Raw genomic sequence first — 13,602 nt, forward strand, 5'->3', positions numbered from 1 at the left:
ATTTATCGGATAAAGGTACAATTCTCTAAATTATTTTTTGTTAAGAGGATATATTTCTTGACCAATAAAGTCTTTTGGGAAATGCTCATCTCCTTCAAAACCAATTTCAATGTCCCTTCCGTTGTAAGGAATGTAATTGGTTTTAAAAATATAATCCCAAATACTTAAAGTAATGCCGAAGTTAACACCTTTACGTCTTTCTTTTGGCAATTCTTTAGCATGATGCCAAATATGCATTCTTGGGTTGTTTAAAATATACTTTAACCAACCATAATCCCAATTAATATTTGCATGGTTTAGATGACCGATGGTAATATTGAAAAAATGAACAATAGCTACATCTTGTGCTGTAAATCCGCCCATAATTGCCAGCGGAATATATTTCATAGAATTATACACTACGGGTTCCATCCAATGGTAACGTAAATGTGCTGCAAATCCCATTTGTTTTACAGAGTGATGTACTTTGTGGAAGTTCCATAAAAACTCGTATTTGTGTAATAACGTATGGGTAAACCATTGCACAAAATCAATAACGGTAAAAAAGACAAGTAATCTAGCCCAATAAGGAAAAGTATTGATGTCGAATACTTGAAAATTGGTAATCGACAAACCTACAATTCCAAGAATATCGTTAAAAACTTGAGCAGCTGTATTTGAAAGTGCTATAAAAACAATCAAATTAAGTAGAAAGAAATTGAAGAACATATAAAAAGTGTCTAACCAAAAATCTTTTCGAAAAAGCGATTGATTTTTACGCCAAGGAAATAGCATTTCTAAAACCCAAACAACCAAAGAAATTATAATTAAACCATAAAAATAATTCTCCCAATTCAATTCTAATAAAACAGATTGTTTTAAATAATTCCAATAATCGGAATAAGAGCTTTTTATAATATCAAGGTATTTGTTCATTTTAAATCTGTTCTATTTTGTTCGCTATAAAAGTGTTCAAAATGATATTTTGTATACTTAGGGTTTATCGTATGGTCTTTGTGAATAGTAAGTTTAGCATCTATTCCCAATATTTCAAAGTTTTCCATTATTGAAAATCCTCCAAAATCAAACATTACATGATGATTTGGACATAAACATAAAAGGTTGTCCAATGAATCAGGCCCATTATGAGGAGTACCTAATGGCTTAATATGTGATGCTTCAGCATAATATCCTGATGAAGTTTCGATTTGGATATCACATACCTGACATTTGTACCTATACATTTCTTTTATTTTTCTACTTAAGTTGGTGTTTCTGATTATCCTCTGAATTTGAGTTGGCACTCTTTTACTTTTATATTCTTCCTCTGATTCCTCAACAATAAGTTTGAGGTTTTTAATTTTTCTCAGTCTAAACAACCAAACATAAAAACCACTTTTTCCTTTTTTTCTCCAGTATTCCTCAATTAAGAAAAGACCATCATATCTATAGCCTTCATTTGGACTATAAATAGATCCTTTGTGCTTCCCTCTAATTACTCTTACAGGTAATCCTTCTAAACAACTCTTGGCTAATGCTAAATTTTGTCTTTTTAATTGCTGATCGGCAACTTGTTTACCTGTTTCATTACTTCTACCTCCATGTCCAGTGTAAATTATAATGTCTCCAAAGTCCTTATCATCTTCATATCCTCCTGAAATAACAATGGAATCAGCTCCTTCATTTTGACTTCCACTAATTCCAGCTTGAGTAGGTCTATGAACTTTAGCTAAAGAAACCTCCATTCGGTTAGAAAAAATATGTCCTTCTTTAATTCCTTCGATTTCTCCAAAAATTCTTTCCATAGCAAAAAACGTTTACTTCAAAGTTACTGAAATAAACGTTTTTAAATTGTTACAGGGGTTACAAAAAACTAAAACTGATATTTTAATCCTAATTGCGCTTTCCAGCGTGAATTAATAGCGTCGGTTACCCAAGGTTTTGCATTTTCGTCAATGGTAAATTGATATACAGGTTGGTTGTTTTCTACTCCTTTAAATTCTAATAAATTAAAGCTAGAATTCACCACATTTGGTACATACACTAAACGTCCCCAATCATTGTTTATTAAGTTGAGCACATTAAATATATCTAAACTAACTTGTAAGTTGTGCTTGTTTTTAAAAGGAATATTATATAAAAACTTTGCATCTAATTGATGGTTCCAGGGAGTTCTTGCTCCATTTCTTTCTGCATAAGAACCTCTATTGTTTCTTAAATAGTCATTGTTATTAATAAAACTATTCAATCGATCCCATTGCTCTTGAGAAGAAACAAGTACGTTTCCTGTTCCGTCTGTAATATCTTGCAATTGAATTTCATTTTGATTTGCAGGAATATATACCAAATCGTTTCTAGAAGAACCATCTCTGTTTACATCTCCTTGATATACGATAGAATAAGGGCTACCTGAGGTTCCGGTGTATAATAAAGAAGTTTGTAGTTGATGCTTATTTTTAAAGTTGAAGTTATATCCATGTGAGGAAACTAACTTGTGACGTAAATCGAAATTTGAAAAAGAGACATCAGGACTGTGAGAGTTAACAGCTTGATTCCATTCAAAGTTAGCTGCCGATGAGTTTCTTACAGTACTTGAAATGTCTTTACTTTTTCCATAAGTATATCCAATAAAACCGTTGTAGTTTTTATCTTCTTTGTACAATCCGAAAGTTAGATTATATCGATATCCCTTATTTGTATTTCGCAGTAAGAAAACATTGGTGAAATTATTGTTTATGCGAGTTCCATTATAAAACTGACGCGTATCTGCCCCGGAATAATTGCTAAACTCTAAACGACGATTGATTGATTGGAAATAAATTCCTTTTAAAACTTCGGTATAGGTCGCCTGTGTTGTAAATCGGAAATTTTCGGGAAGCTTTGCTTCAAAACTCAAACGTGTTTTCCATTCTCTGGGTAGCTCAAAGTCATTGTCAATTAAATTGATTTCAGTTAAACCTGGTTGTTGGCTAGCTAAAGATCCTAAGTTTTCAACTAATTGTACTGTATTTCCTCCTGGTCTAATATCTACATTAAAATAATCTGTTCCAGAAATATATTCAGCATAAGCAAACCATAAATAGGGAATACGCCCAGTAAATAAACCACTTCCTCCTTCAATTGTATATTTTCTATCCTCATCCAATACATACTTAAAATTAAGTCTTGGATTTACATGAGGTTTTGCACTAATCTTATTGGTAAACTCGCTAAATTCAGGAGTACTTTTTACTAATGGACTTAAAGGTAGTTCATCTAATAACAATTGATTATCTAAACGCAATCCTACATTTACAGTTAGTTTATCGTTTAAACGAATTTTGTCTTGGATATATGCAGCTGAGGTTAACACATCAATAGTAGCTGATGGGCGATTGTTTACAAAATCAAAAGAGTTGTTTGTTACGTGATACACACCACGAATTCGAGAAGGTCTATCATTTAAAAAATCATCTACTGATTTATATGCCCAACGTCCATTCCAAGCAGTTAAAAAACCGTAATCTATATCGTTATATTGTAATAATAATCCGGCTGTAATAGTATGGTTGTTTTTGTAAAAGGTAAACTTATCTGTTAATTGAAAAGTGTTTAGGTTGGTATTGTATATGGAAGCTTCTCTATAGGTCCCAGCAAAAATTCTATTAGAAGTATCAGTAATTTCAATATGAGGAAATACTCTACCATCATAGCTTCTATCTTCTTTAACTTTATTATAACCAATGGTTAAGATATTAGAAGTATTTTCTGATAAGGTTGAGTTTAGTTCAATAGTAGTACTATTTAAAATACTATTGTGTCGATACCCTTGGTTACCAAAGTTAAAAACTGCCTGATTCCACTCTAAATTGTCGGCGAAACTTTTTACAAAATTGTTTCTAAAGGTGAGTTTGTGTTTGTTTGAAATATTATAATCTAAACGAGCAAATACTTTAGTAGAAGCTGTTTTTATACCACTGTTTTCATAAGCACCTGGATCATAATTGTAGTCATTTTGAAGTTTGTTAGCAATATCAATTACAGTTTGTTGACTAATATTAGAGGCATTTGTTCCTGGTGCACCAATTAATGGGGTTTTACTCAAGGCTTGTTCTATATTGAAATAGTAGAATAACTTATCTTTCTTTAATGCTCCGCCTATACCTGCTCCTAATTGAATATCATAAAAACTATCAACATCTTGTTTAATTCCGTTTGCATAAGAACCTACCAATGCTTGATTATTACCATATCCATAGATTTCCGTTTTAGTGGTGTTTGTACCATTTTTTGTAACCACATTGATATTTGCTCCAGTAAAATTTCCTACGCTTACGTCAAAAGGAGAGGTTTTTACAGAAAGCTCTTTAATGGCTCCAAAACTAATAGGTTGACTGCGAGATAAACTCCCTGGTGTTCCGTTTGCAGATGAACCAGCGGCTCCGCTGGCAGGTTCTTGGAAACCAACTACGTCATTACTTGCAATACCATCAATATTAAAGTTGTTAAAGCGATTACTTGCTCCTCCAAAAGAGTTTAAGTTGGCCTCTGGTAAATTTCTTGTTAAATCTTGAACACTTCTGCTAATTGTAGGTGTTTTTAGTAGTTTTTGAGAACTAATTACCGTCCCATTTTTTCTAGAAGAAGTTCCAGTAATTACGACCTCTTCTAAAGAAGTACTTTCTTCTTTTAATACAATGTCTAACAAAGATGTTTTTCCTAAATTAATAGTTACATTATTTACCTTATAGGTATGAAATCCAACAAAACTAACCTCTACAGTGTATTGGTTTCCTGGAGGAATATTAGCAATTACATAATGACCACTTTCTTGAGAGGTGGTGCCATAGGTAAAATTGGTTTCAGTATCTTTAATTATTACGGTTGCAAAAGGAATAGCTTGTTTTATGTTGTCAACTATTTTCCCTTCTAAATTACCAGTTGTTTCTTGAGCATAAATACTAACTGCAAAAAGTAGCAGTATAATTACATTAATTGTAGTTTTCACGTGAATTATGTATTGACTTTAATTGATAAATGTTCATGTATAATAAATCTTGATGAAGAAAGATTTAAATGTTTAATCGATTAGAGTCTAATTGGAGAGCCTTTATTAAAAAAGTTATAGGTGTATTGTTGAGGTTTAAAAGTTATATGAAGAAGATCAAACGCATTTTGAATTAAGGTAGTTATTAAATCTCGTAAAAACTGGTAGGTGTTTTTTATACGATTAACAAAAGTTAAAAGATCATTGTAAACATCAATATCCGATAAGTAATTGAGTTGACTTACTTCGATTTGTTGATGTTCAAAATAAGCTTTTAAAGAACTAAAAACTTTTGATGTTTGCCAAGGTAAATTAGCGAATGCTTGTTTTGAAAATTGTTCTTTTTGAAAGGCAATTAAATAAGTTCCACCGTCGTAAGAAGGACCTAAAGTAGCTTTTCCTAAAATTAAATTTTCTAAAGCATTTTTTAGGTGTGAGCTTTTTAAATCAGGGCTGTCATTTCCAATAGTTATTACTTGACTAAAACCTTGATTAAATGCTGATTGAATTGCATTTGCAAATCGTTCACCAAAAGTAGTTCCTATTTGTTCTTTTTCTGTAGATAGAAGAACTCTTAAACCTGTTTTTTCAGCTAATCGCTGTGTTTTTGTATTCAGTGTATCAAAAACCTCTTTACTATGAACAAACGTTTTATTATTTGCTTCTTCTTCAGCAGAATTGGCAAATAATAGAATAGTAGTTTGTTTTTGGTAATCAGTCATTTAAATAAAAACACAGTTTTGTAAAGATTTTAAAGTCGAGAAAAGGCTGATGTCATTACAGTTTTTCATAAAAAAAACACCTAAAAAGGTGTTTTGAGTTTTTATATTTGATTTAGATAGTTTTATCTTTTCATTGGTCGCATTAAGCCTTCTTGAGCAACTGAAGCTACTAACTTTCCATCTCTGGTATATATATTTCCGCAGGCAAACCCTCTTGCTCCATAAGTATTTGGACTTTCTACAGAAAATAACATCCAATCATTAAAATCAAAATCACGATAAAACCACATCGAATGATCTAAACTTGCCATTTGTGTATTTCCAAAATTAGCTACACTTGCATTTGGGTTTAAACAAGCAGTAAGAATATTATAATCTGAAATATAGGTTAATATTTGTTGTTTAATTGCTAATTCAAGGTTAGAAGAGTCTCCTTTTAACTTGAACCAAACATCTACTACAGGAGGTAAATCTTTTGCATCCAACGGATTTACAATTTGAACAGGTTTAAAATCAATAGGACGTTCAATACTCAAAAAAGCTTTCATTTTCTTTGGTAAAAAAGTTCCGAATTGATCTAGCATATCTGTCCAGCTCAATAATTCTTCTGGTTGTTTTATATCTTTTTTTATAGGCATTTGGTGTTCATGACCATCTTCTCTTTTATGAAAAGAACAGGCTAAAATGAAAATTGTTTTTTCACCTTGATGTGCTGTAACTCTTCGGGTAGAAAAACTACCTCCATCTCTAATAGACTGCACATTATATGTAATGGGAAGTTCTAAATTACCAGCTTCTAAGAAATAAGAATGTAACGAATGTAAAATTCGTTCTTTAGGAACTGTTCTATATGCTGCATTTAATGATTGTGCTAATACCTGACCTCCAAATACGTTTGGACTCCCAATATCTCTGCTATCACCATTGAAATTGTTATTTCCTATATCTTCTAAAGTTAAAATGTTTAATAACTCTTGAGTGTCTTTCATTTTAATTTGTTTTTAGTACTTGTATAACCTCTTTAAAAGGTAGTTTTTGTTTAAACGCAGTTGGTTTAATCTTATTTAAAAATAGGCTTAAAATTTTATTTGGGATTGTTTTTTTATGACGTAAATAGATGGTTAAGTCTTGAGGAACTGCGCCTACCGAACTTTTAATTTCGCTTGCAGTTCTTCCGAAGTTGATATAATTTACGTTTTGCTCTATTCCTAAAATAATGTAATCGTACAACATTCGTTGATAAATTGCATACGATTTATTGAACTTGTAATCTATACCAACAAAATGTGCGTCTAAAGTATCTTGGTTAATAATACCCGACATAAAACCTACTAACTTATTTTCTAACCAGTAACCTTTTAATAAATATTGATCTTCTAAATTTTGTTTTAAACATTTATAGGTTTCTAAATCAAAATCTCCTAAGTTAAATCCAGCTTTATTAGTTACGGTTTTGTATAGAGTTGTCATTTGTGGTAACAACTCATCTAACATTTCAATAGAAATATCTTCTATTCGTAAACTATCACTTTGTTTCATGGCTTTTTTAGCCTTAACCCTAAACTTGGTTCTCATGGCAGCTAAATAATCGTCAAAAGTGTTCCAGCTTTTATCAAGAGATAATATCATGTTGGGTTCTACTTGAAAAGAATTGAAGTGATCGTCTTTTAATTCATCAGTTATATACAAAGATTCGGTTAAAAAATCTTTTAGCATATAAGCATCAATACTGCCTTTGTAATGTGAGTTTGAATATGCTACCAATGCTTTGGCAACATCTTTAATAATTTGCTGTTTGTCTTGGTCTTGTTTGATGAAAATTCCGTGTTCGCCACTTACAAAAATATTACCGCTAGTAAGTACTTTAAAAGGTGTTTCTGGTGAAATGATTCGTAATTTTCTTCCCATACATTTTACCCAATCTACAATAGATTGCATGTCGTTTTGAACGCTTTCTAAGTAAAAATCTACAATTTGTATGGTAGTAAATGCAGTTGGTGTATTAGCTTCGTCGAGTAATACCAAATACGCAAAAGTAATATTTGGATTATGGTTTTCTAGAGCTTCTAAATAGTCTGGACTTAGATAAATACTATCTTCACATTGTAATGTAGTCCAAACTTCTTTTGGAACCTCTTTTATAGAAGTATAAAGCTGATAATTATTCGAATGTGTAGTACAAGATAAAATATTCACTTAGCTAAGTATAGTTTGAGGGTAAATTACTAAAAGTTTAGGAAATATTAAGCTACACAACTCCTTTATTCCATACAGGAACGTTTAAGAATTTGCTAATCTTTACCATATCACTTAACAAATATTGCTTGTCTCCATGATTTAGTAAATTATAACGATCTCCTTCTTTGGTAATTAGGTTTAGTTCGTAACAAAAATAACTTCCTGAAGAATTTCCTTCAATAAACTTCTCTAATACCTGTAAGGCATAAGCTTGTTGAAAAGGTAGAATTTTTTCACCAATAACCATTTTTCTTTTTCGATTATGGAAAAACACTTTGGTACCTTTCGATAAAAAGAAGAAAAAACCAACAAGCATAAACACTCCTCCTGAAGTAAAAAACAGTTTACCACCTTGCATAAAATCAAGAGGTTTGTTACTAAATTTATAATGCTCTATAAAGCTCCATGCAACATAGTTGAGTCCCATTAAGAAAAAACTCCATGATATAAATTTCATAGCTCCGCTAGATGCTATTTTATATCCTAAAGCTGTTTTTTTTAAACGTTCACTTAAAAAGTTGCTTCCTGAATTTTCTACCGCACTCCAAGATATTTCTCTTCCAATAACATCGTGATTTGGATCTCCATAATTAAATTCAATAACTTTATTTTTCGGAGATGTTTTTTTTAGTTTAGCTAAATAACTAGAACCGAACATTCCTGTGAACATAAAGGCTAAAACTGCTAACATTCCACCAGTTTTATAATATGTGTAACGTTGTCTTTCAATTCCTCTTTCTGATATTGGAACAGAAATTTCTAAGCGTTTAATTTTATTTTTAATTCTTGTCGTTGGGTTTTCAAGCAATTTTAATGAGTCTAATTGAGCAATATTTTGTTGATGTTTAATTTCTTGATTTTGAAAGACAGTATAAGAGTCTTTTAATTCTGGAATTACAATAAAGACAACTACTCCTACAGGAATTAAAAAGAATAGCCAAGAGCTATTTACGTTGATTTTGTTCATAGGTTTTTTGGAGGGTGAATCACAAATTTGAGAAAAAGTTAATAATAAAAAAAACTCCTTTGTAAAAATTAACAAAGGAGTTCTATTTAAATAGGATTGTTTTTTATCCTACAATATTGATAATCTTACCAGGAACAATAATTACCTTTTTAGGCTCTCTTCCTTGTAATTGTTGTTGTGTTTTCTCATGAGCCATTACCGTTTTTTCGATATCTTCTTTACTCATGTCTAATGGTAATTCAAGTGTAAAACGCATCTTACCATTGAAAGAAACTGGGTAATTCTTAGAACTTTCTACCAAGTGTTTTTCATCAAATACTGGGAAAGCTGCTGTAGAAATTGATTCTTCGTGACCTAACTTATTCCATAATTCTTCAGCGATGTGAGGCGCATAAGGAGAAATTAATACTAATAATTGTTCTAAAATAACTTTGTTATTACACTTTTGAGCTGTTAGCTCATTTACAGCAATCATAAAGGTAGAAACCGATGTGTTGAATGAGAAATTCTCAATATCTTCTTCTACTTTCTTAATGGTTTTGTGTAAAGTTTTTAAGTTGTCTTTTGTAGCTTCTCCTTCTGAAACTTCAAAATTTTCTCCGTTGTGGAATAACTTCCATAGTTTCTTTAAGAAAGAGTACACTCCAGAAATACCTGATGTTTTCCATGGCTTAAATTGCTCTAAAGGTCCTAAGAACATCTCAAACAAACGTAAACTATCAGCTCCGTATTCTTCACAAATATCATCTGGATTTACCACATTAAACCAACGCTTAGACATTTTCTCAACCTCTCTTCCAACGATATATTTACCCTCTTCTAACTCAAACTCTGCATCCGCAAATTGAGGTTGCCAATTCTTTAAACCATCTAAATCTAATTCATCTGAAGAGTTAATTAACTTTACATCTACACGTAATTCTTCTGTTTGATATTGATCTTTTAATCCTAATGAAACATATTTATTTGTTCCAGAAACTCTGTATACAATTGCAGAAGTTCCTAAGATCATTCCTTGGTTGATTAATTTTTTTGCAAATTCATCAACTGGTAAGAATCCTCTATCAAATAAGAATTTTTGCCAAAAACGTGCATATAATAAATGTCCTGTTGCGTGCTCAGAACCTCCAATATATAAATCTACTTCTTTCCAGTACTCAACTGCTTCCTTGCTTACAAATTCTCCATCATTTGTAGCATCCATATAACGGTTAAAATACCAAGAACTTCCTGCCCAACCTGGCATGGTATTTAGCTCTAATGGAAATACAGTTTCATTATTAATTTGATCATTCGAAACAACTGAATTTGTCTCTGTAGACCAAGCCCATTCTGTTGAATTTCCTAATGGTGGTTTACCATCTTCTGTTGGTAAATACTTTTCTACCTCTGGTAATTCGATAGGTAAATGTTCATTTGCTATCATTTGTGGCATTCCGTCTTTGTAATATACTGGGAATGGTTCTCCCCAATAACGTTGACGGCTAAATACTGCATCACGTAAACGATAGTTTATTTTTCCGAAACCAAAACCGCGTTTTTCCATTTCATAGATTACGGTTTTCATTCCTTTTTTATAATTCAATCCATCTAAGAAATCAGAGTTTGCTAACTTAATTCCTTCTTTGGTATCATTTGCTTGTTCTGAAATGTCTACTCCTTCAAAAATATTTGGAATTTCCAATCCGAAATGCTTTGCAAAATCATAATCACGTTGATCTCCACATGGTACTGCCATTACAGCTCCTGTTCCGTAGCTTGCTAATACATAATCTCCAATCCAAATTGGTACTTGCTTTCCTGTAAATGGATGTAATGCATACGCTCCTGTAAACACTCCTGAAATGGTTTTTACATCAGCCATTCTATCACGCTCTGAACGTTTTGCTGTAGCTTCCACATATGCCTCTACCGCTTCACGTTGTGCATCAGTAGTAATTTTAGCTACTAAATCATGTTCTGGTGCTAAGGTCATAAAAGACACCCCAAAAATAGTATCAGGCCTTGTAGTAAATACTTCAATATTTGCATCATGTCCATCTACATCAAAAGTAACCATGGCTCCTTGACTTCTACCAATCCAGTTGGTTTGAATATCTTTTAAAGGCTGTGGCCAATCAATTCCATTTAATCCATCTAATAAACGTTGTGCATATGCAGAAATACGCATAGACCATTGGGTCATTTTTTTACGTACTACTGGATGTCCTCCACGTTCTGAAACTCCGTTTACAATTTCATCATTGGCTAATACAGTTCCTAAAGCTGGACACCAGTTTACCTCAGTATCTGATAAATAAGTTAAACGATATTGTAATAATATCTCTTGTTGCTCTTTTGAGCTAAAGTTCTTCCACTCATCTGCAGAAAATTGTTTGATATCTTCATCGGCTACAGCATTTACATTAGCATTTCCTTCTGCTTCAAACATCCCTACAAGTGTACTTACATCCTCTGCTTTGTCTGTATCTTTATTATACCAAGAATTGAACAACTGGATAAAGATCCATTGTGTCCATTTATAATATTCTGGATTTGAAGTACGAACTTCACGAGACCAATCGAATGAGAATCCGATTTTATCTAACTGTCCTCTATATGTTTTAATATTTGTTTCGGTAGTGATTGCTGGATGCTGTCCAGTTTGAATCGCATATTGTTCAGCTGGTAATCCGAAGCTATCATATCCTTGTGGATGCAATACATTAAACCCTTTATGACGCTTGTAACGCGCATAAATATCACTTGCGATATATCCTAATGGATGTCCAACATGTAATCCTGCTCCAGATGGATAAGGAAACATATCTAACACATAGTATTTAGGCTTATCAGAATTATTACTGGCCTTAAAAGTTTGGTTCTTTGCCCAATACTCTTGCCACTTTTTTTCTATTTCTTGATGATTGTATTGCATTCTTTAAATTTATTCCTGTCATTACGAGGAATGAAATAACGTGGTAATCTTTTTATGAGATTACTTCACGTTGTTCGCAATGACGTGATTTTGAAGCTGCAAATTTACAATTCTTGTTTGGAAGAAGAAAACCTGATTTTAATTAGCTTAAAGATTCTTTTCTGTTTCTTTTTTCAGCAATTATTAGGGAGTGATAAATAAACGAATTGATAGGCGTAGAGATGTTTAGTTCTTGACCCATTTTATGAATAGTTCCTACTTGGGCATCTAATTCAGAAGGACGTCCTTCCATGATGTCTCGCTGTAAGGAAGCCGTTGTTTCGTAAGGAAGTTTGTCTATAAAATGAAACACTTTTTGAATATTTTCTTTATTTAAAGGAATTCCTTTAGCATTTGCAACAGCTACAATTTCTTCTGCTGTTTGTAACATCAGATTTCTGACTTCTGGCTGCGTTCTCATTTCTCCTAAAGTAGCTTTTGTAAGTCCGCCAAGGGCACTAATGGTGGTGATAAATAAAAACTTAGACCAAATGGCCACTTGTATATTGTCTGGAACTTGATTGAAGATTTCAGCTTTATCAAAAGCATCTTTGATTTCTTTTATCCTCGTTGATTGGCTATTATTTAATTCGCCAAAGGCAATATATGGTTCAATTGCCATATGATTGATAACTCCGTATTCTTCTATTTTACTAACAATTTTACACAAACCACCTAACACATGTTTCTCCCCAAGAATATTGGCAAGCTTTTCTGCATTGTCTGCTCCATTCAATAATGAAATAACAACTGTATTGTCATTTAATATAGGTTGAATTTTGTTTGCCACTTCTTCTAATTGCCACGTTTTAGTTGCAATTAAAATCAAATCTGGATTTGAGACTGTAGAAACATCATCGGTGGCATTTACATTTTTTAAGGTGAAGTCTCCTTTGATACTTTTTAATTGCAAACCATTTTTTTGAATAGCCTCAAGGTGTTTCCCTCTTGCAATAAAAGTTACATTTTGCCCCGACTGCGCTAAGCGAATTCCAAAATATCCTCCAACGCCTCCTGTTCCGTAAACTACAATATTCATAGGTTTTGTTTTTTGTAAAATTAAATAAAATAAAAAACCTGATAGATTATTACTATCAGGTTTTTAAGGTTATGTTTTTTTTGAATTATCCTTTAATAGGCACAGACACGATAACATTTCCCCATCCTAAATACATGGTTGCATTGTTGTCTTCTCCATCAAAAGCAACAGAAAATTCTTCGATTGACTTTTTAGATTTTGTTACTGGAGCAGTAACTCTAGCAACATCTTCATTTTCTTTATAGAAATACGAACCCCATACGTTTAAAGCTGAACTAATAATTACAGTCCATTCTTTATCTCCAGGGATCGTAAATAAAGAATACGTACCTGCTTTTACCTTTTTATCGCCAAAAGTAACGTCTTTATAAAAAGTAATTTCTGCAGCTTCATTTGCTCCCGTTCTCCATACTTTTCCATTAGGAGCTAATTTAGATAAAGATCTCTTTTTTAACTGAGGACGACTGTATACTACTTTTACTAATTTGTCTGAATTACGGTAGCTAGAAGGGTACGTAGCAGCATCCATTGGACTTTTGTCTAATTCAGCAAATTCTTGAGCAGTAGCTTCAGAAGAGAATATTAAAGCGAATGCAAAAAATACTATTGTTAAAATTGATTTTTTCATGATTTCGTGTTTTGAATTATTTATTATTCCTTGGTCAATGAAATTAG

10 protein-coding genes are annotated in these 13,602 nt (G+C 32.2%); all 10 read right to left on the reverse strand.

Annotated features, from left to right (window positions below):
- Positions 1-30: 30 nt before the first annotated feature.
- Positions 31-915 (reverse strand): sterol desaturase family protein, encoded by an 885-nt coding sequence (locus WH52_RS12955; RefSeq protein ID WP_086031383.1) that lies wholly within the window; start codon positions 913-915, stop codon positions 31-33.
- Positions 912-1,784: a YDG/SRA domain-containing protein gene (locus WH52_RS12960; protein WP_086031384.1), complete on the reverse strand. Its 873-nt coding sequence runs from the start codon at positions 1,782-1,784 to the stop codon at positions 912-914. The genes WH52_RS12955 and WH52_RS12960 overlap by 4 nt, the downstream gene beginning before the upstream one ends.
- A gap of 68 nt (positions 1,785-1,852) precedes the next feature.
- A complete protein-coding gene (locus WH52_RS12965) occupies positions 1,853-4,966 on the reverse strand; it encodes a TonB-dependent receptor (RefSeq protein WP_158091379.1) in 3,114 nt (1,037 codons plus the stop codon).
- Positions 4,967-5,046: 80 nt separating this feature from the next.
- Positions 5,047-5,727, reverse strand: a complete 681-nt coding sequence (locus tag WH52_RS12970) for a TIGR04282 family arsenosugar biosynthesis glycosyltransferase (protein ID WP_086031386.1) — start codon at positions 5,725-5,727, stop codon at positions 5,047-5,049.
- Between the two features lie 122 nt (positions 5,728-5,849).
- The gene (locus WH52_RS12975; protein WP_086031387.1) at positions 5,850-6,716 is read right to left on the reverse strand and encodes an acyl-CoA thioesterase; all 867 of its coding nucleotides are present in this window, start codon (positions 6,714-6,716) and stop codon (positions 5,850-5,852) included.
- 1 nt (position 6,717) lies between these two features.
- Positions 6,718-7,923 carry a GNAT family N-acetyltransferase gene (locus WH52_RS12980; protein ID WP_233131567.1) on the reverse strand — a complete coding sequence of 402 codons (1,206 nt, stop codon included), beginning with the start codon at positions 7,921-7,923 and terminating at the stop codon, positions 6,718-6,720.
- 52 nt (positions 7,924-7,975) lie between these two features.
- Entirely contained in the window at positions 7,976-8,932 is a 957-nt protein-coding gene (locus tag WH52_RS12985; protein WP_086031388.1) for a hypothetical protein, read from the reverse strand.
- A gap of 103 nt (positions 8,933-9,035) precedes the next feature.
- Positions 9,036-11,849: a leucine--tRNA ligase gene (gene leuS, locus WH52_RS12990; RefSeq protein WP_086031389.1), complete on the reverse strand. Its 2,814-nt coding sequence runs from the start codon at positions 11,847-11,849 to the stop codon at positions 9,036-9,038.
- Positions 11,850-11,991: 142 nt separating this feature from the next.
- A complete protein-coding gene (locus WH52_RS12995; protein WP_086031390.1) occupies positions 11,992-12,927 on the reverse strand; it encodes a ketopantoate reductase family protein in 936 nt (311 codons plus the stop codon).
- An 85-nt stretch (positions 12,928-13,012) separates the two neighbouring features.
- Positions 13,013-13,555 (reverse strand): DUF2911 domain-containing protein, encoded by a 543-nt coding sequence (locus WH52_RS13000; protein ID WP_086031426.1) that lies wholly within the window; start codon positions 13,553-13,555, stop codon positions 13,013-13,015.
- Between the last annotated feature and the right edge of the window lie 47 nt (positions 13,556-13,602).

The organism is Tenacibaculum holothuriorum, assembly GCF_002120225.1.
GTDB classification, from domain to species: Bacteria; Bacteroidota; Bacteroidia; order Flavobacteriales; family Flavobacteriaceae; genus Polaribacter; species Polaribacter holothuriorum.

What these genes read in the sequence shown, in the direction of transcription:
- WH52_RS12955 (WP_086031383.1), bottom strand. Translation starts at nt 915, where the DNA reads ATGAACAAATACCTTGATATTATAAAAAGCTCTTATTCCGATTATTGG.
- WH52_RS12960 (WP_086031384.1), bottom strand. Translation starts at nt 1,784, where the DNA reads ATGGAAAGAATTTTTGGAGAAATCGAAGGAATTAAAGAAGGACATATT.
- WH52_RS12970 (WP_086031386.1), bottom strand. Translation starts at nt 5,727, where the DNA reads ATGACTGATTACCAAAAACAAACTACTATTCTATTATTTGCCAATTCT.
- WH52_RS12975 (WP_086031387.1), bottom strand. Translation starts at nt 6,716, where the DNA reads ATGAAAGACACTCAAGAGTTATTAAACATTTTAACTTTAGAAGATATA.
- WH52_RS12985 (WP_086031388.1), bottom strand. Translation starts at nt 8,932, where the DNA reads ATGAACAAAATCAACGTAAATAGCTCTTGGCTATTCTTTTTAATTCCT.
- leuS (WP_086031389.1), bottom strand. Translation starts at nt 11,849, where the DNA reads ATGCAATACAATCATCAAGAAATAGAAAAAAAGTGGCAAGAGTATTGG.
- WH52_RS12995 (WP_086031390.1), bottom strand. Translation starts at nt 12,927, where the DNA reads ATGAATATTGTAGTTTACGGAACAGGAGGCGTTGGAGGATATTTTGGA.
- WH52_RS13000 (WP_086031426.1), bottom strand. Translation starts at nt 13,555, where the DNA reads ATGAAAAAATCAATTTTAACAATAGTATTTTTTGCATTCGCTTTAATA.